Origin of the sequence: Streptomyces sp. P3 (assembly GCF_003032475.1) — a bacterium.
Taxonomy (GTDB): domain Bacteria; phylum Actinomycetota; class Actinomycetes; order Streptomycetales; family Streptomycetaceae; genus Streptomyces.
On sequence record NZ_CP028369.1, the window covers coordinates 5175759 to 5194679 of the forward strand.

The 18921-nt window shown below is 72.5% G+C and carries 13 protein-coding genes; 6 read left to right on the plus strand and 7 right to left on the minus strand.

Annotation, left to right across the window (positions count from 1 at the left end; all coding sequences use genetic code 11):
• Window positions 1-163: 163 nt before the first annotated feature.
• The 3 genes from dacB to C6376_RS23430 all read right to left on the minus strand — a co-directional run bounded on the left by dacB (window position 164) and on the right by C6376_RS23430 (window position 4030).
• Window positions 164-1537, minus strand: a complete 1374-nt coding sequence (dacB, locus tag C6376_RS23420; RefSeq protein ID WP_254076017.1) for a D-alanyl-D-alanine carboxypeptidase/D-alanyl-D-alanine-endopeptidase — start codon at window positions 1535-1537, stop codon at window positions 164-166.
• A gap of 141 nt (window positions 1538-1678) precedes the next feature.
• Window positions 1679-3247 (minus strand): hypothetical protein, encoded by a 1569-nt coding sequence (locus C6376_RS23425; RefSeq protein WP_107445229.1) that lies wholly within the window; start codon window positions 3245-3247, stop codon window positions 1679-1681.
• A gap of 213 nt (window positions 3248-3460) precedes the next feature.
• Window positions 3461-4030: a hypothetical protein gene (locus C6376_RS23430; RefSeq protein WP_107445230.1), complete on the minus strand. Its 570-nt coding sequence runs from the start codon at window positions 4028-4030 to the stop codon at window positions 3461-3463.
• A gap of 336 nt (window positions 4031-4366) precedes the next feature.
• Between C6376_RS23430 and C6376_RS23435 the strand changes: the two genes are divergently transcribed.
• Complete coding sequence (locus C6376_RS23435) at window positions 4367-4660, plus strand: DUF6355 family natural product biosynthesis protein (protein ID WP_107445231.1); 294 nt, start codon at window positions 4367-4369, stop codon at window positions 4658-4660.
• 238 nt (window positions 4661-4898) lie between these two features.
• On the opposite strand, the gene C6376_RS23440 is transcribed toward C6376_RS23435, so the two are convergent.
• The gene (locus C6376_RS23440; protein ID WP_107445232.1) at window positions 4899-5747 is read right to left on the minus strand and encodes an alpha/beta fold hydrolase; all 849 of its coding nucleotides are present in this window, start codon (window positions 5745-5747) and stop codon (window positions 4899-4901) included.
• Between the two features lie 284 nt (window positions 5748-6031).
• On the opposite strand from C6376_RS23440, the gene C6376_RS23445 reads away from it, so the two are divergent.
• A complete protein-coding gene (locus tag C6376_RS23445; protein WP_107445233.1) occupies window positions 6032-7000 on the plus strand; it encodes an alpha/beta hydrolase in 969 nt (322 codons plus the stop codon).
• Window positions 7001-7019: 19 nt separating this feature from the next.
• A complete protein-coding gene (locus C6376_RS23450) occupies window positions 7020-7736 on the plus strand; it encodes an alpha/beta fold hydrolase (RefSeq protein ID WP_107445234.1) in 717 nt (238 codons plus the stop codon).
• Window positions 7737-7946: 210 nt separating this feature from the next.
• On the opposite strand, the gene C6376_RS23455 is transcribed toward C6376_RS23450, so the two are convergent.
• Both C6376_RS23455 and C6376_RS23460 read right to left on the minus strand, forming a co-directional pair.
• On the minus strand, window positions 7947-8888 hold the full coding sequence (locus C6376_RS23455) for a DUF1731 domain-containing protein (protein WP_107445235.1): 942 nt from the start codon (window positions 8886-8888) through the stop codon (window positions 7947-7949).
• A 105-nt stretch (window positions 8889-8993) separates the two neighbouring features.
• A complete protein-coding gene (locus C6376_RS23460; RefSeq protein WP_107445236.1) occupies window positions 8994-11000 on the minus strand; it encodes an FAD-dependent oxidoreductase in 2007 nt (668 codons plus the stop codon).
• 312 nt (window positions 11001-11312) lie between these two features.
• Here C6376_RS23460 and C6376_RS23465 point away from each other — a divergent pair, with 312 nt between their 5' ends.
• Both C6376_RS23465 and C6376_RS23470 read left to right on the plus strand, forming a co-directional pair.
• The gene (locus C6376_RS23465; RefSeq protein ID WP_107449130.1) at window positions 11313-13367 is read left to right on the plus strand and encodes a discoidin domain-containing protein; all 2055 of its coding nucleotides are present in this window, start codon (window positions 11313-11315) and stop codon (window positions 13365-13367) included.
• A 46-nt stretch (window positions 13368-13413) separates the two neighbouring features.
• On the plus strand, window positions 13414-14058 hold the full coding sequence (locus C6376_RS23470) for a TetR/AcrR family transcriptional regulator (protein WP_107445237.1): 645 nt from the start codon (window positions 13414-13416) through the stop codon (window positions 14056-14058).
• Between the two features lie 41 nt (window positions 14059-14099).
• Here C6376_RS23470 and C6376_RS23475 read toward each other — a convergent pair whose 3' ends face one another.
• The gene (locus C6376_RS23475; protein ID WP_107445238.1) at window positions 14100-16166 is read right to left on the minus strand and encodes a SpoIIE family protein phosphatase; all 2067 of its coding nucleotides are present in this window, start codon (window positions 16164-16166) and stop codon (window positions 14100-14102) included.
• A gap of 272 nt (window positions 16167-16438) precedes the next feature.
• On the opposite strand from C6376_RS23475, the gene C6376_RS23480 reads away from it, so the two are divergent.
• Complete coding sequence (locus C6376_RS23480) at window positions 16439-18901, plus strand: SpoIIE family protein phosphatase (protein WP_107445239.1); 2463 nt, start codon at window positions 16439-16441, stop codon at window positions 18899-18901.
• The last annotated feature ends 20 nt before the right edge of the window (window positions 18902-18921 follow it).

An 18921-nucleotide genomic window follows, 5' to 3' on the forward strand; every position in this document is an offset into this window, starting at 1 on the left:
GTCGCGGGCACGCGCACGCGGGCGGGCCAGGGCCCGCGGTCGGGTGAACGCCCGCGGTCGGGTGAACGCCCGCGGTCGGGTGTGCGGGCGCAAGGCGAGAGGGCCGGCGCCTTGTCGGCGACCGTGCCCTCTCGTGGCCTGCCCGGCTGTCCACCGGGCGCGATCAGGCCCAGCAGCCGTTCACGGTCGCGGCGAGACCGTCCATCGCGTCCTTGATGTCGTTCGGGTTGGCGGTGGAGCCGTTCTCGACGAAGGAGAACACCTTCCACCTGCCGTCCTTGCCCTGCGTCAGGCCGCTCAGTGCGATGGCGCCGGTGAGGGTGCCGGTCTTCGCGTGCACCTTGCCGACCGCGCACTTGGAGTTCACGTCGTCGAAGCGGCCCCATTCCGGTCCGAGCGTGCTGCCGGCCTCGCCGGAGACGGGCAGCCCGTCCAGGACGGAGCCGAGGACACGGGCGTGCTGCGGTTTCGTCAGCAGTTCGAGGATGTCCGCCAGGGTGGCGGCCGGGATGCGGTCCGCCCGGGACAGGCCGCTGCCGTCGTACATCTCGAAGTGGTCGAGCGACACCCCGTACCGCGTGCTCAGCACCTGGCGCACGACCTGCGTGCCGCCTTCGAAGGTGGCCGGGCGGCCCGCGCCCAGGGCGGTCATCCGCAGCAGGGTCTCGGCGATGTTGTTGTCGCTGGTCTTGAGCATCGTGTGGACGATGTCCGACAGCGGCGCCGACCGGTGCCGGGCGACCGGGAAGTCCGTCGGCTTCGCCGTGGCCCGGGTGACGACGCCGTCCACGGTTACCCCGGCCGCGGTCAGCTGCCGCGCGAACGCCTGCCCGGCGTCCAGGGAGGTGTCCTGTACCCCGTGCCCGTCGACGACGAGCGCGCGCACCGGCGCGACGGAGTCGGGGTAGTAACCGGTGTTCCAGCCGTTGGCCAGGGTGGGTTCGGGGAAGAGGCTGTCGTCCACGGCGACCTTCACGGACGTCAGTCCGGCCGCCTTGAGGCCGGCCACCGCGCTGCTCGCCAGTTCCGCGAGGTCCGCGCCGGTGAGGGTGCGGTCGCCGCCCCCGACGAGAGTCAGGGTGCCGCCGCCGTAGACGACCTTGGTGGTGAAGCGGTGGTCGGGGCCGAGCACGGTGAGCGCCACGGTCGACGTGGCGAGCTTGACGTTGGACGCCGGCATCAGCGCCGTCGCCCCGTTGTGGTCCCAGAGGGCGGTGCCCGAGTCGGCGTCGAGGACCACGCCGCTGACGTCGGGGCCCAGCCGCTGGTCCAGGACCCGGGTGGCGAGATTCGCGGCCATCTGTCGGTCGTCCGTGCCGGGGCCCTTGGACGGCGAGGTGTCCTTGGCCGTCGTGCCGACGCCCTTGTCCGCGGCGAACGCCGAAGGGCCGGCCAGGGCGGCGGACGTGACGGGCACGGCCAGCGCGAGCACCAGCGCCCGGCGCAGGCCCGCGCCGCCGTGCCGGGCCTTGCGGTGTCGTCGCCGACCGCCCGGCGCGAAGGAGGGTGTGGGGGATTCCGGCATTATGTCGTCCATGGGGTTTTCTGGCTTTCGTGGGGGGCCTGCGCAAGGGAATTCCGGCGCACCTTACCACCTGTCACATGTGCCCCGTGGGAAGGGAATTCAGAAACTGACGGAAATTCAGCAAATGGAATTCCCTGCCCGTACCCCCCATGTTCAGGAGAGCGACCCCAAGCGCTGCGTCGTATAGGCGCATTCGGTGTAGATGTAGCCGGATTCGAGTTTGGCCGTGTCCGAAGCGGGCGTGTCGAGGCTGCCGCTCATCGGCTTGTGCAGGAAGAACGTGGTGCCGACCGGCAGGCTGATCGTCCGCTCCGGATACTTCTTGCTGCTGTTGCTGCAGGGCTTGAAACCCGGACTGAGGGTGTTGGCGAGGGAGTACGCCTTGCAGTTGCCGCATCCCTTGAGGGTGAAACTGCCGGTGACCGGGCCCGTGTAGAGAACCGTGATCTGGTCGGGGCTGTCGTTCTGCACCGTCACCGAGATGTCGCCGCCGGAACGCGTCGTCGGCAGCTTCTTTCCCGCGGCCGGCACGGTCTGGGCGATCTCCGCCGCTATCGCGATCTTCTTCGCCAGGGCCGCGTTCCCGGCGCTCTTGTGGCCGGAGGCGTACTCGGTCATGGTCGTCTGCGCCGACTTGAAGTCGCCGTCCCGGTACTGGTCCACACCGCAGTTGTACGCACCCGTGTCCGCGCTCGCCGTGGCCTGGGCGGCGTCCTTGTCGAGGGCGACGGCGAAGGTCGTCCGCTCGGCCGGCAGCCCGTCGATCTGCGTGCTCAGTGTGGACAGCCGCTCGACGGCCGAACAGGGCTCGGCTCCGGCCAGGTCCTTCTGCGTCCGCGCGACTGCCGCGGCCACGGCCGGCTCCACCTTCGCGGCCTGCGCCGAGGAGGGGAAGGTCGTCAGCAGTTCCCCGAACTGTCCCGTCCAGCCCGCCTCACCCGCCGTGAGCGACGTGGACGCGCACTCGTACAGCGAGGTGGCGAGACGGTCGTCGGGCCAGGTCTTCAGATCGGCGAGATCCGTCTCGGGCAGGCTCTTGGGCACCGTGCGCAGGAACTTCAGCGGCGCGGTGGCCGCACAGTGGTCGCCCTGGTCGTAGGAGGCGCCGACCGTCTTGTAGAAGGTCTTCATCTGCGCGGGCACCCGCTCGGCGGCCCGGGAGCCGGGGTGGTCGGCCTGCAGGTCGGCGTAGGCGGCAAGGGCCTTGCGGTAGTCCGCCTGCGCCGAGTCGAAGGGCCGTTCGCCGGCCGTCTGGACCAGGCGGTTCGCCTCGTCGAGCCGGTCGAGGAGCATCTGCTGGATCGCTTCGTCCCGCGCCCCGTCGTACAGCACCGCTCCGCCGGCCGGGGCCACGAGGAGGAGCAGCCCGAGCCCGAGCGCGAGGGGCGCGTTGCGCAGTCCCGTCAGTGGCGTGCGCAGGCCCACACGGGCCCCGTGCGCCGCCACGGCGACGAGGAACACGCCGTACAGGACGAGCGCGAGGCCCGGGACGCCGTCCGGGTCGGCCGGCAGTGCCACGAGCAGCAGGGCGGCGGTGGCCGCCCAGCACAGCGCCGTCAGCACCCAGCGCCGCGTCAGCGCGTACCCCAATCCCAGTCCGCTGAGGTTGAGCACCGCGACCGCGACGGCCCGCACGCCGTCGGCAGCGGCCGGCGGCGGCGCCGTCGGCATGGGTGGAACGGTGAAGGTGTGGTCGTATCTGCCGTACTGGTCCCCCGACATGGCGGCTCCCCCCGCTGAACTGCGCCCGCACATCTGCGATTTGTCAGTGTACGGGCGCAGCGGCACCGCCGACAGGGGGGTCGGCGGCGAAGCGCACGGGGCCGGCGCCGACGAGGACGCCGGCGCCGGGTGCCGCCGGCCGTGACCGGCAGCCGGCCGGACCGCCACGCGGGGCGAGCGTGGCGGCCGCGGCTGCTATCGCGTCAGGCATGGTCAGGCCACACCCCCCGCCGTCTTCCGGCGGCGCAGGGCGTAGAGGCCGGTGCCGGCGACGGCGAGGACGCCGAGTCCGGTCGCGGTCACCGAGGGACCGGCGAGGGCGCCGCCGCCGGTGTGCATGCCGCCGCTGGGCTTCTCGTGCTTACCGCTCCAGCCGCCGGACTCCTCCTTGCCGCCACCCCCGGAGCCCGAGCCGTGCTCTTCCTTGTTCGTGCCGGCAGTCCCCCAGTCCTTGTCCTTGTCCTTGTAGGTCTCCGGGTCGAACCGGGGGTCCTTCGCCGCGCCGCGGTCGCCGTCCTGGTTCACCGCGGTCAGCGCGCCGCCGCCGGTGTGCATGCCGCCGTGCGGCCCGTCGTGTTCGCCCTTGCCGTGCTCGCCCTTGCCGTGCTCCTGCTTTCCGTGGTCCTCCTTGCCGTGCTCCTTGCCGGACCAGGAACCGTCCTCCTTGCTGTGGGAGGAGCTGTCGTGGTCCCAGTCCCCGTCGGCGGCGAAGGCGCCCGGGGCGCCGATCGCCAGGGCGGCCGAGGCCGCCGCGGTGGCCAGGATCATTCGAGCAGAGCGCATCTGATGGTCCTTCCGTCCCGGCCGGGCAGCCGACACCTCGTCAGCTCACCTGACCCGGCCTGACGTGATCCACCGTCAGCCAGCGCACGCCGGTGCACCACTCGGGGCGGTCAGCCGGGTGAAACCGGCCCGCCTTCCCCCGGATCGGTGCCGTCGAGCCGCCCACGAGGAAGATCCACTCCAACGGCGGAGGGGCGAAACGATTCACGGGGTGAACGGGACGCGACATGCGGCCGTCCCCGGCTCAGGGCCCCGATCCTGAGGCAGGCAACCGCCGACCGGCCGGCCGGGGGATCCGCCCCGTCCCGCTCTCTCGATCCGTCAAGGAGTTCTGTCGTGCGCTTTCGTCGTACGGTGCTCAGCACCCTCGGTTCCGTCGCTCTCGTGGTCGCCTCGCTGGGCGCGGTGACCGCGGCCACCGTGAGTCCCGCGGCCGCGGACCCGTGCGGCTTCTACAAGACCGGTTCCGACGCGTTCTACAACCACTGCACGTCCGACGGCTCCCGGGTGGTCGTCAAGGTCGAGGTCGCCCTGGCACCGGACTACGAGCGATGTGTCGGCCCCGGCAAGACCTGGCTGGGGCCGGCCGGCAAGATCCAGGGCGCCTCCTATGTCGGCCGTCTGTGCTGACGCCCGCGCCGACGTCTGCGCCGGGTGCGTGCCGAGGTGCGTGCCGAGGCCCGTGCTGACGGGGGCGCACGTGAAGTCGTCCGGGACGTCGGCGGCCCGGGCCGCCGACACGGCCGGTGGCGGCGCCGCCGCGAGCGGCACGATCCGCGGGCGCAGGGCGGCCGGCGGCCGAGCCGACGGCGCGCGAGTGCGGTGAACGACGGCCCCGCCCCCTGTCCTCGGCAGGGAGCGGGGCCGTTCAGTCCAGCACGGCCAGCAGGCGTCCGGCGAACTCCTCGGGGTCCTCGACGGCGCCGAGGTGGCCGCCGGGGAACTCCGCGAACTCGGATCCGAGGAGCTCCGCGAGCCGCACGGCCGGCCCGTACAGAGCGGCCTGCCCACGGGAGTCCTGCCCCGCGGCGGGTGTCAAGCGGTCGGCGACCGGGCGGAGCGCTGCGAGGTCCGGCACGGTCGAGGAGAACGGGACCAGGACACGGCCGAGGAAGACCGGCAGGTTGGCGTGCATCCGCCCGGCCATCTCCCGGATGCCGGGCGGCAGTTCCGTCGGCCGCTCGGCCGCCTGTCGTCCCGTCCCCTCCGTCAGACCCTCGCCGAGCCGGGCCATGGCGGCTTCGGCTCCTGCCCGCTGGAAGGTCTCGCGCACCTCGGCGAAGAGGGCACGGTGCGGAGCGGGCTCCGCGAGGAGTTCCACCAGCGGCGGCTCGTGGGTGACCACCCTGCGCAGCCGCTGCGGCCGCCGGGCCAGCAGGTCGACCGCCACGACCGCGCCGGAACTGCAGCCGAGCACGGCCGCCTCCCCGTCGGGGGCGAGCAGTTCGAGCAGGCGGTGGGCGTCGTCGCTCCACACCCGGACCTGCTCGTCGGTGTGCGGGGCGTCGGCCGGGTCGTCGAGGGGGCTGCGGGACAGGCCGCGCGGGTCGTAGGTGACCACCGTGCGGTGAGCGGCCAACCGCGGTGTCATGCCCGCGTACATCCCGGCGTCGCCGGCTCCGCCGGGGATGAGGAGCAGGACCGGCCCCTTGCCGGCCGTCTCGTAGTGGAGGGTGGCGCCGGGCACCTTGAGCTTGCCGGTACGGGTCGCGTTCAACGCTTGCTCCTGTCGGGCTGCGAGAGTCTTAGCTAGAGGATCTAGGTTTTAGCCTAGTCAACCTAGGCGGAGGATGCGTCGGAGTTTCTGATCAGCCGGAAGGAGTCGACTTCCCGAAACCGGACCGGCGCGGGGCGCGCCGTGCGGCCGGATCCGGTCCGGCCGGTCTCCGGGATGGTGCACTGGGGGAACAGCGACGGTGCGCGGACGGCCAAATCCCGGGCGCACGCGCGTTCTAGCTTGATTACTCGAGACAACGCACCACGAGAACAGCAGGAGTTGCCATGTCCGACCTCGTCGAGCCGGTCACGCCGGTGCTCGAACCCCAGGCCGCGGCGTTCGCCGAGGCCACCGCCAACCCGCCGTACCTCTTCGATCTCGGTCCGGTGGAGGGTCGCAAGGCGGTCGACGAGGTGCAGTCGGGAGAGATCGCGAGGCCCGCCGTCGACGAGGAGTGGGTGAGCGTCGCGGGTGGTCCGACGGGGTCCGTACGCGCACGGATCGTGCGGCCCGCCGGCGTCGAGGGCGTGCTCCCGGTGGTGTTGTACATCCACGGTGCGGGCTGGGTGTTCGGCAACGCGCACACCCATGACCGGCTCGTGCGCGAGCTGGCGGTGGGGGCCGGGGCCGCGGTCGTGTTCCCGGAGTACGACCTCTCGCCCGAGGCGCGTTACCCGGTGGCGATCGAGCAGAACTTCGCGGTGGCCCGGTGGATCGTGGAGCAGGGCGCGTCGAAGGACCTGGACGGGGCCCGCGTCGCGGTCGCGGGTGACTCGGTGGGCGGGAACATGGCCGCCGCGCTGACGCTGATGGCCAAGGAGCGCGGCGGTGTTCCGCTGGTGCAGCAGGTGCTGTTCTACCCGGTGACCGACGCGGCCTTCGACACCGGTTCGTACCACCAGTTCGCGGAGGGCTACTTCCTGCGCCGCGACGCGATGCAGTGGTTCTGGGACCAGTACACGACCGACGAGTCCGAACGCGCGCAGATCACCGCGTCACCGCTGCGGGCGACGCCGGAGCAGCTGAAGGACCTCCCCCCGGCCCTGGTGATCACCGGTGAGGCCGATGTGCTGCGCGACGAGGGCGAGGCATACGGGAACAAGCTGCGCGAGGCCGGCGTCCCGGTCACCGCCGTCCGCTTCCAGGGCGTCATCCACGACTTCGTGATGCTGAACGCCCTGCGCCCCACGTACGCCGCCGAAGCCGCGATCAACCTCGCCGTCGGCACCCTGCGCGACGCCCTGCACGCCTGACCCGACAAGGAGCACACCCATGACCACCACCCCCACCGTCGTCCTGATCCACGGCGCGTTCGCCGACGCGGCCAGCTGGTCCGGCGTCATCTCCGAGCTCCAGGGTCAGGGCGTCCCCGTGATCGCCCCGCCGAACCCGCTGCGCGGCCTCGCCTCCGACGCCGCGTACGTCGCCTCCGTCGCCGCCCAGATCGACGGTCCCGTGATCCTCGTCGGTCACTCGTACGGCGGCGCCCTCATCACCGTGGCCGGCGCGGTGGAGAACGTCGTCGGCCTCGTGTACGTCGCGGCCTATGTCCTGGAGGAGGGCGAGAGCCTCGGCGAGCTGCAGGGGCGCTTCCCGCTCTCGCCGCTGGTCAGCAACCTCAAGGAGTGGACGTACCCGATGCCGGGCGGCGAGCCGGCCGTCGAGGTGACCATCGCCGAGGACGCCTTCCCGTCGGTGTTCGCGGCGGACGTGCCCGCCGACGTCACCAAGATCCTCGCGGCGGCCCAGCGCCCGCTGGCCGCCGCCGCGTTCGAGGAGACCGCCTCGGCGGCCGCCTGGAGGACGAAGCCGTCCTGGGCGCTGGTCGCCGCCGCGGACGAGGCGATCAACCCCGAGGTCGAGCGCTTCGGCGCCAAGCGGGCCGGGGCGACGATCGTCGAACTCGAGGGCGCCTCGCACGCCGTGGCCGTGTCCCGGCCGAAGGCGGTCGCCGACCTGATCCTCGACGCGGTGCGCGCGACGAGCTGACACAAGAGCAGGGCGGGCGCGCATCCGGGTGCGCGCCCGCCCTGCCCACCGGCACCGGGCCACCGGCGTTCCGGGGCCCCTGAACCGACCGAGCCGCGCACCGGCTCGCCCTCCGACCTCCGAACCGTGCCCCCACCCGTCGGCCCGCAGGCCCGCGGCCCCCGCCCCGCCGTGCGCAGCCCGTCGGGGCCGCGGGTGCCGCGTCGGCCGTCAGCGGCTTCGCACCCGGCGTACGAGGTCGTCGGCGGCCTGCGGCCACTGCGGGTGGTCGAAGACGAAGCCCGCCTCCAGCAGCCGGCCGGGGACCACGCGGCGGCTCTTGAGCAGCAGTTCGGTGTCCGACCGCAGGGCGAAGGCGCCGAGTTCGGCCATCCACCGCGTCGCCGGCAGACCCACCGGGACGCCCCACGCGCCGCGCAGGGCGCGCATGAACGCGTGGTGGGGGAGGGGAGCGGGCGCTGCCAGGTTCACCGGCCCCGAGAGGTCGTCCCGTGTGACGAGGAAGTCGATCGCGCGGGCGAAGTCGTGGTCGTGGATCCACGACACGTACTGCGCGCCGCCCGCCACCGGGCCGCCGAGGCCGAGCCGGGCCAGCCGCGACAGGACGTCGAACACCCCGCCCCGGTCGGGGCTCATCACCATGGCGGACCGCAGGGCCACCTTGCGCGTGTACGGGGTGTCGGCCTTCTCCAGTTCGCCCTCCCAGGCGGTCGCGATGTCGACGCTGTAGCCCCAGTAGCCCGGCACGCCCGGCTCGGATCCGCCGACCAGACCGGTGGTCTCGTCGTTGGCGGCGTCGAACCGGTGGGCGTAGACGGTGGCGGTGCTCATCTGCAGCCAGAGCCGCGGCGGCCGGGCCGATCCGGCGATCGCCTCGCCCACGATCCGCGCCGACTCCACCCGGGAGCGCATCATCGCCTCGAGGTTGGCGGGGGTGTAGCGGCAGCTGACGCTGCGCCCGGCCAGGTTGACGACGACGTCGCTGCCGTCGATCTCCTCGGCCCAGGGGCCGAGCGTGCGGCCGTCCCACGCGATCCCGCCCCGGCCCGTCGGTCGCCTGCTCAGCACCACGACCCGATGTCCGGCCGCGGTCAGCGCGCGGCGCAGAACCGTTCCCACCTGTCCGGACCCGCCGGGCAGCACGATCTTCATGGTCTGGGCCCCCTTCCCTCTCGAAGAGGACCCTACCCGTGTTTTGAACATGTTCAAAACTGTGTTGCGGTCACGGCCCGGCCGACCGGGCCCCGCCTCGGACGTTCAGGCCAGGTGCGCCTCGAGTGCCGCCCGCACCCCCGACTCCAGCGCGCCCTCGATCCACGACGGCTTGACGGAGGTGTGGTCGCCCGCGAAGTGCAGCGGCCCCTCGGGGGAGCGGATGGCGCTCAGCAACTCCGTGTGCTGGCCCGGGAGCAGCACGGAGGCCTCCCCGTAGGCGTACGGATCACGCAGCCAGCTCTGGGTGCGGCCCACGCCGGTGTAGAAGACCTCGATGCGCCGGCCGTAGACCTGCTGCATTCCGCGCAGCGCGTGCGGGTAGCGCGCGTCGTCGTCGAGGGAGTCCCAGCGGGAGGCGTCGTCGGCCCAGCTGTAGGAGGCGAGGACGACACCGCCGCGGCTGCCCGCGACCGGATGCGACGGGTTGATCATGAACCGGTTGGCGTTGTCGGAGACCGAGCCGCCGCCGACGATGTGCGCCGCCTCCGGCTGGTCGCGTGCGGCCCACCGGTTGGCCGCGTGATGCACACGCTGCCCGGGCGTGATGTGCCCGGGCGGCACGGACGGATGAGCGCCGAGCAGACTTCCGTCGCCCGGCGTCCTCCCCGTCCGGTACGCGTCGTGCAGACCGGGCCGTACGGCGTCGAGTTCACGCTTCCAGTCCGCCTCGGTGAACTCCCACCAGCGGCGGCTGAACTCGAGCAGCACCTTGGTCGCGCTGTCGTAGTGCAGCTCCGCCACGGCCCGCCGCTTCCTGTACGACATCAGCGGACCGACCTGCACCTGCCGCAGCCCCGAGAACGGCACCGTGACGATCGCGAGGTCCGCGGTGAACTCCTGGCGCACCGGCTTGCCGTCGCGCCCCTCGGAGACGGTGTCGATCCAGACGTGCGGCCCGCCGGCGCGGACGTGCGAGGTGTCGCCGGCGTCGTGCCGGTCCGGCGCCCAGTACTCGATGTGCGTCACCCGCCGGTCCAGGCGCAGCACGTCGGAGACCTCCTTCAGCAGGGCGTCCGGCAGCGTGGCCGTGCCGCCGACCAGCTCCCAGAACTCGGTGTCCGGGCTGATCAGGGAGGCGCTGATGAAACTGTGGATGAAGGACAACGGCAGCCGGGAGGTGAGGTTCTCCAGGGTGCCGACCAGATCGACGGTGCGTTCGTCCAGGCCCGCCTCCTCGGTCAGGAACCGGTACATCGACCAGTCCCCGAACCTCTGCACCACGCGCGCCCAGCCGCGCACCCGCTCGGGCAGCGGCTTGTCCACGCGCCGGCCGTCGGCGCCGCGGGTGCTGAACTCGTCGCGGACCGGGTCCAGGGCCCCGCGCAGAATGGCCGCGGAGGGCACGTCCCAGTACTTCCTGGGCACACCGAAGGACCGGTTGACCCGGCGCGGGGACCTCGCGTACGCGGAGCGGCGCACCCGGACGCCGTTGACGTGCAGCCAGGCGTTGTTGACGGGCTTGCCCTCGGCGTCGACGTCCACGAGGTGGAACCGGCGTTTGGCGACGCCGAGCCGGTCGATCAGGCTCATCACCAGCGGGTGGCTGCCGGGGATGCGCATGGCGCCCGCCTCCGCGTACTGGCGGGCGTCGGCGAAGGCCTGCGGCGCGTTCTCGTGACCGCCGGTGCGGAAGGTCTTGACGCGGCCGCCGACCCGGTTGCCGTTGGCCTCCACGAGGGTGACGTGGTGACCGGCCCGCTTGAGCAGCCAGGCGGCGACCAGCCCGGCGGGTCCGGCGCCGATCACCAGCACCTTCTTCCCCGCCCCCGTCCCGGCCCGCGGCAGGCCGCCATCGAGGATCTTCGCGTACCCCGGCCCGAGCGGCCGGTCGTGCTCGTCGACCACCAGCAGCGCGCGGGCGACGGTCAGGCAGGTCTCCCAGTCGGCCGGGGGCCGGGACGCACCGGCCGGCTCCCGGGGGAGGGCCCTGGCCGGGGTGCCGGCCGCCGCCCCGGTGGCGGCGGCCGTGACGGCGGCCGTGGCGGCGGTGGCCGTGAAGCGCCGCCGGGAGAGCCGGCCGGGGTCTACAGAAGGATCGGAAATGTCCATGGACTCTGGATATGCGGTGGGCCGGGGGCGTGGGCGGGGTTGCCGTGGATCATCACCTGAACGTGTAGGCGCACCGGCGTGCGGGAGTGCGCGCACGGCGACTCCGGCGCAATTGGCGGGCGGATGTGGGTGTTTACGCCGGTCCGGCCGGGTCGGCTCATCAGGTCAAGTGTCCCGGACTATTGACTCTCGACGGATTCTGTCGCGATCCTCAACCCACTATCTTGCGCCGGTCATGACAAGCTCAATGGCATCCGAAGAGCCCTCGTCGACCGCGCGATCCCCGCCGACCGAGGGACGTGGGCTGTGACCATGACCGGACGCCCGTACCGCAGACGCCGAGACGCCACCGTCGTCTCGCTCCTTCTTCTCGTGCTCGCCGCCGTCCTCGGGCCCACGCCGAGCTCGGCGGCCGCCGCGGACTGGTGGACGCCGACGGCCCGGCCGGCCCCCGACTCCCAGATCGGCGTCACGGGCGAACCGTTCACCGGCACGAACGCGGCGGGACAGGTCCGCGGGTTCGTCGACGCGCACAACCACCTGTTCTCGGGCGAGGCCTTCGGCGGCCGGCTGATCTGCGGCAAGGTGTTCTCCGAGGCCGGTGTCGCCGACGCGCTGAAGGACTGTCCCGAGCACTACCCCGACGGCACTCTCGCGATCTTCGACTACATCACCCACGGCGGCGACGGCAAGCACGACCCGACCGGCTGGCCCACCTTCAAGGACTGGCCCGCCTACGACTCCATGACCCACCAGGCGAACTACTACGCCTGGGTCGAGCGGGCCTGGCGCGGCGGACAGCGGGTGCTCGTCAACGACCTGGTCACCAACGGCATGATCTGCAGCATCTACCCGTTCAAGGACCGCAGTTGTGACGAGATGACCTCGATCCGCCTGCAGGCGAAGCTGTCGTACGACCTTCAGGCCCACATCGACAAGATGTACGGCGGCCCGGGCAAGGGCTGGTTCCGGATCGTCCTCGACAGCGCGCAGGCGCGTGAGGTCGTCAAGCAGGGCAAGCTGGCGGTCGTCCTCGGCGTCGAGACTTCCGAGCCCTTCGGCTGCAAGCAGATCCTCGACATCGCGCAGTGCAGCAAGTCCGACGTCGACAAGGGACTCGACGAGTTGTACGGGCTGGGCGTGCGCAGCATGTTCCTGTGCCACAAGTTCGACAACGCGCTGTGCGGCGTCCGCTTCGACGAAGGCGGCCTCGGAACGGCCATCAACGTCGGGCAGTTCCTGTCGACCGGCACCTTCTGGCAGACCGAGAAGTGCACCGGACCGCAGCACGACAACCCCATCGGCACCGCCGCCTCGAAGGCGGAGGCGGACCTCCCGGCGGGCACCGACGTCCCGAAGTACGACACCGACGCGCAGTGCAACACCCGTGGCCTCACCGCACTCGGCGAGTACGCCGTGCGCGGCATGATGAAACGCAAGATGATGCTCGAGGTCGACCACATGAGCGTCAAGGCGACCGGTCAGGCGCTCGACATCTTCGAGGCCGCGAACTACCCCGGCGTGCTCTCCTCGCACAGTTGGATGGACCTCAACTGGACCGAACGCGTCTACTCCCTCGGCGGCTTCGTCGCCCAGTACATGCACGGCTCGGAAGGGTTCGCCGCGGAGGCGAAGCGCACGAACGCGCTGCGCGACCAGTACCACGTCGGATACGGCTTCGGCACCGACTTCAACGGCATCGGCGACCACCCCGCCCCCCGCGGCGCCTCCGCCGCGAACAAGGTCACCTACCCGTTCAAGAGCGTCGACGGCGGATCCCTCATCGACCGTCAGACGACCGGCACGCGCACCTTCGACCTCAACACCGACGGCGCCGCGCACGTCGGCATGATCCCCGACTGGATCGAGGACATCCGGCGCGTCGGCGGCCAGGACGTGGTGGACGACCTCTTCCGCGGCGCCGAGTCCTACCTCGGCACCTGGGGCTCGACCGAGCAGCACCAGGCCTCGGTCGACCTCGCCAAGGACCGTGCCGCCACCGCCAGTTCGTCCGAGTCCAACCCGTTCACCAGCTACCAGCCCGGCCGGGCCGTCGACGGCGACGACGGCACCCGGTGGGCCAGCGACTGGAGCGACGACCAGTACTGGCAGGTCGACCTCGGCGCCACCAACCGCGTCTCCCGCGTCACCCTCGACTGGGAGCGCGCGTACGCGAAGTCGTACCGCGTCGAACTGTCCATCGACGGCGCGAACTGGACGACCGCCTGGTCGACCACGTCCGGTGACGGGGGCCTGGACACGGCGAAGTTCGCCGGCACCCCGGCCCGCTACGTCCGGGTGCACGGACTGGACCGCGGCACGGACTGGGGATACTCCCTGTACGAAGTGGGCGTCCACAGCGCCTAGCTCCGGTCACGGCACCGGCCGCGGCATCGACACTCGGGGGACACGGATGGCGCGGATGCCGTCGGCGCAGCGGCGACGACAGCTGACGGAGGCGGCGATCAGAGCGATGGCCCGGGACGGCGTCCCCAGGACGACGACCCGGTCCATCGCCGCCGAGGCGGGTGTCTCCCTGAGCGTCTTCCACTACTGCTTCGAATCCAAGCAGGCCCTCGTCGAGTCCGTCATCACGACGCTCACCGCCCAGTCGGTGAGCGTCGTACGGGAGGCGATCCGCCCCCGGGCCACGCTCGAGGAGACGGTCCGCGCCGGGTTCGCGGCGTACTGGGACCACGTCCGCGCCCACCCCGACGCGCACATGCTGACCTACGAACTCACTCAGTACGCCCTGCGCCAGCCCGGGTTCGAGCATCTGGCCCGCCGCCAGTACGAGCTGTACGGCGAGGCCTACGCCGAGCTCATCGGGGAGCTGTGCCGCAGCATGGGGCTGCGGCTCGGCGTCCCCGTCCCCGTCCTGGCCCGCTATCTCGCCGCCATGACGGACGGACTGACCCTCAACTACCTCGTGCTCGGCGACGAAGCGGCCTGGTCCGACATCCTGGACACCGTCACGGCCCACGTCGCGGGGCTGGTCACGGCCGACGTCCGGCGACCGGGCCCGCCCCCCGGCCGGTCGTCCGGCGAGCGGACGTAGCGCGGGGCCGTCCGGCCGGCCGGAGCCGGCCCCTCCGGCGGCTACAGGGCGCGTGCCACGAGCAGCGCCACGTCGTCGTGGTCGTCGGGATGGCGCAGGCCGTACAGCAGGAGGTCGCAGATCTCCTCGAGCGGCCGGTGCGGCTCGTCCAGGAAACCGAGAAGGACCGCCAGACGGTCGTCGATGGGGTGCTGCCGGGTCTCGACGAGGCCGTCCGTGTAGAGGACCAGAAGGTCGCCGCAAGTCAGCGTGGTCGTGGTGGTCTCGAAGGGGACGCCGCCGACGCCGAGCGGGGCCCCGGACGGCAGCTCGAGCAGCGTCGCCGGACGCCCCGGCCCGGCCAGCGCGGGCGGCATGTGCCCCGCGTTGGCGATCCGGCACTGCCCGCTGCCGGGGTCGTACACGGCGTAGAGGCAGGTGACGATGTAGTGCTCCAGATCGCAGGTGATCTTGTCCAGGTGCTGGAGCACGGCGCCGGGTTCGAGGTCGAGGTCCGCGTAGGCGCAGGTCGCGGTGCGCAGCCGGCCCATGGTGGCGGCCGCGTCGATGCCGTTGCCCATGACGTCCCCGACGACCAGCGCGGTCTTGTCGTCGGCCAGCGGGATGACGTCGTACCAGTCGCCGCCGACCTCGCTGGTGGCCTGGGCAGGCTGGTAACGGGAGGCGAGGTCGAGGCCCAAGTGGTGGGGCGGGTGCTCCGGCAGCAGACTCCGCTGCAGGGTGAGGGCGGTGTTGCGCACGCTCTCGAACCAGCGGGCGTTGTCGATGGCCACGGCCGCCCGGCCGGCCAGCTCGACGGCGAGGAGGACGTCGTCCTCGTCGAACGGAAGCGGGTTGCGGGTGCGCTTGAGGTCGAGGGCGCCGAGCACCTCGCCGTGGGCGATCAAGGGCACGGCGAGATACGAGTGCACCCCGGCGCGGGCCAGCAGGGAGCCTGCCTCGGCGTCCCGGGCGATGCGCGGCAGGTCCTGTTCGCCGACATGACTCACCAGGACCGGCCGGCCGGTGTGCACGCACAGGGTGACCAGCTGGTCGCCCTGGTAGGCGGCCACGTCGCCCGGCGGGTCGGCGGCACGCAGCGCCACGGTGGGATGCGCCGCCTTGAGCGCGAGAGCGCGGAAGAGCTCGGGCCCGTCGTCCGGCCGGCGGGCGCGGCGGCAGGCCAGCGCGGAGTCCAGGACGTCCACGGCGACCACGTCGGCGAGCTGGGGCACCGCCACCTCGGCCAGCTCTCGCGCGGTCTGCTCCACCTCCAACGTGGTGCCGACCCGTGTGGAGGCCTCGGCGACGAGGGCGAGGCGGCGGCGGGCCCGGTCGGCCTCCGCTGCCACCCGGTGCCGCTCGGTCACGTCGACGACCGAGGCGGCCGCGCCCAGCACCCGCCCGCCGGGGTCCTCCAGACGGTAGAACGACAGCGACCAGGCATGCTCGTGATCGGGGTCGGTCCGCGGCCTGCCCACGTGGTACTGGTCGAGGAGCGGAGTGCCGGTCGTCAGCACCTGGCGCAGCGCGGACTCGATGGTGTCGACGTCGGGCAGCGGCAGGGTCTCCCGCAGTCGCCGGCCCACGTGGTCCTCGGCGGGGACGCCGTCGATGCGCTCGAGCGCCGGGTTGACCAGGAGATACCGCAGGTCGGGGTCGAGCAGCGCCAGCCCGATGGGGGACTGGTTGATCAGCCGTTCGCACAGCGCCAGGTCGGTCTCGACGCGCTGCAGCAGTTCGTGGTCCGCGGCGATGCCCAGGGCGTAGACGTCCCCGAGATCGTCCTGGAGCCGCATGTTGCGGAACTCCATGAGGCGGCTGCTGCCGTCCTTGTGCCGGATGGGGAAGGCGCCGGCCCAGCTCCGGCCGGTCTCCAGTACCTCCGTGAACAGTCTCACCACGGACTGCAGGTGCTCGGGGTGGATGAACAGCCGTGCCGCGTACTTGCCGAGGGCCTCCTGCGCGGTGTAGCCGAACAATTCCTCCGCCTGCGGCGTCCAGAACACGATGCGTCCCTCGGCGTCGACGACCATCGCGGAGACGCTCAGCACGTCCAGCAGACCGGTCGGCGGGGGCGCCTCCCGGCCGTACGCGGTCCCGTCGGACCGGATGGGTTCGGCTGTCATCGCGGATCCTCCTCCCGCACCTCCATGCTGCCCCTCATCCGGCGCGCCCGGTAGCGGGGCCCCGTCCGCCTGCCCACGGCGCGGGCCGCCCGTGCCGTGGGGGCACCGCGGAGCGCGGGCGCGTCGGCGCGCTGCCGCCGGGGCGAGGAGGGTCTCGGGGTGCGGTGCCGCCGGGGCGAGGGGGGCCGGGCGGTGCGGTGCCGCCGGGGCGCGGCGACGCCGTGCGCATCGGGCGGACAAGCAGCACCATGGTCCTGTAGAGGACGGCACCCATGGATCCAGCGCGAGAAGTCTCCGAGGCCCCGACGCCCGCGGGACCACGCGATCTCCTCGACGCGTCCACCGACGCGGCGGCGATCGTGACCGCGGACGGCGTCGTGCTCGCCTGGACGAGAGGCGCGCAGGCACTGCTCGGCCACCCGGCGTCCGAGGTCGTCGGCCGTTTCGCCGGACGTCTGGTGGCGATGCCGCGGGACCCGGCGCGAGTGGCGGCGGTCGCGGCCCGGTGCCGCGCGGGAAGGGGATGGAGCGGCCAGCTCACGGCACGCCACCACGACGGCCGCTCCGTCGACGTGGCCCTGCGTGTCTCCGCGTCCTTCCGGATCGGCGTGGACGAGTGCTTTCTGCTCTCGGCACGCGAGCAGAGCCGGCAGTGGACGGTGGGGCAGTCCGTCCTCGACGGGTTCCTCATCCGCTCCCCGATCGGGATGGCGGTGCTGGACCTGGAACTGCGTTACGTGTGGCTGAACGACACGCTGGAGCGCCTCGGCGGCGTGCCCCGTGCCCAGCGTCTGGGGCGACGGCTGAGCGAGTTGCTGCCCGGCCTCCAGGCGGACGCCATAGAGGGCCTCATGCGCAAGGTCCTGAAGACCGGAACCCCGGTCAACGACTACGAGTACCTCGGGTGGAGCTGGGCCGATCCGCACCGCCGGCGCGCCTACTCCACGTCCTTCTTCCCGCTGGTCGGCTCCGACGACCTGGTCACCGGGGTCTGCTACATGGTGCAGGACGTCACCGAGCGGTGGTCCGCCCGTCGGCTGCTGTCGCTGGTCAACGAGGCCTGGGCGCGCGTCGGCACGACCCTCGACGTCGTGCGCACCGCCCAGGAACTCGCCGACTTCGCCGTCCCGCGGCTCGCGGACTTCGTCATCGTCGACCTGCTGGAGCCGGTCCTCAGCACCGAGGGACACGGCACGTGGCTCACCGACGCCGGGCCCGCCCCGGCCAGGCCCGTGATGCGCCGGGCCGGCCTCAGTTCGGTGCGCGAGGGCTGCCCCGAGGCCGTGGCCCGGCTGGGGGAACGGGTGGACTTCCTGCCCCCGCCGCACGACGCGAAGCTGCTCATCGACGGCGAGCCCATCCTGCTTCCCGTCCTCGACCCCACCGACGAACTGTGGCTCGCCGAGCAGCCCGAGAGGGCCGCGACGATCCGCAGGTTCGGGCTGCACTCCCTCATCTCCGTGCCGATGCGGGCACGCGAGACCGCGCTGGGTCTCGCCACGTTCGTCCGGTCGCTCAACCCCGTCTCGTTCGGCCCCGACGACGTCCTGCTGGCCCGGGAGCTGGTGGCCCGGGCGGCGCTGTGCGTCGACAACGCCCGCCGCTACACGCGGGAGCACACGGCGGCCGTCACCCTGCAGCGCAGTCTGCTGCCGCACGCCCTGGCGGGCGGAACGGCCGTGGAGGTGGCCTCCTGCTATCAGCCGGCGGACCCCACGGACGGCGTGGGCGGCGACTGGTTCGACGTGATCCCGCTGTCCGGGGCCCGGGTGGGGCTGGTGGTCGGCGACGTGGTGGGGCACGGCATCGCGGCCGCGGCGGCGATGGGCCGGCTGCGCACCGCCGTGCAGACCCTCGCCGACATGGAGATGCCGCCGGACGAGCTGCTGGCCCATCTCGACGATCTCGTGCTCCGGCTGAGCACGGAACGCACCGACGACCCGGCGGCCCAGCAGGGCACCACCGCCTTCCTCGGCGCGACCTGTCTGTACGGCGTCTACGACCCGGTCACCCGGCGGTTCACCATGGCCCGGGCCGGGCATCCGCCGCCCGTCGTCGTCACCCCCGACGGCCGGGTGTCCTTCCCGGAGCCGCCGGCCGGGCCTCCGCTGGGACTCGGCGGGATGGCGTTCGAGGCCGCCGAGATCACCCTCGCCGAGAACAGCCTGATCGGCCTCTACACCGACGGCCTCGTCCAGGGGGCCGACCACGACATGGAGCTGGGCATGTCCCGGCTCGGCGAGGTGCTGGCCCGGCCCGACGCCGACCTGGACGCGCTCTGTACGTCGGCGGTCCGCCGGCTGGTGCCGACGCCGCAGGCCGACGACGTGGCCCTGCTGCTGGCGCGCACCCACGCCCTGGAAGCCGAGCACGTCGTCTCCTGGGACGTGCCCGCCGACCCGGCCGCCGTCTCCGGGATCCGAGCCCTGGCCACCCGCCAGGTGGAGGCCTGGGGCCTGACGGACCTCGCCATGACGTCCGAGCTCATCGTGAGCGAGCTGGTCACCAACGCCGTGCGCTACGCGACCCCGCCCATCCGGCTTCGGCTTCTCCGTGACGCCCGACTGACCTGTGAGGTGACCGACGCCAGCAGTACGGCCCCACGGCTCAAGCACGCCCGGATCACGGACGAGGGCGGGCGCGGCCTCTTCCTGGTGGCCCAGCTCGCCCACCGCTGGGGCACCCGGTACACGGCCGACGGAAAGGTCATCTGGGCGGAGCAGGAGATCCCCTGACCGCGGGGGACGAGCGCGAC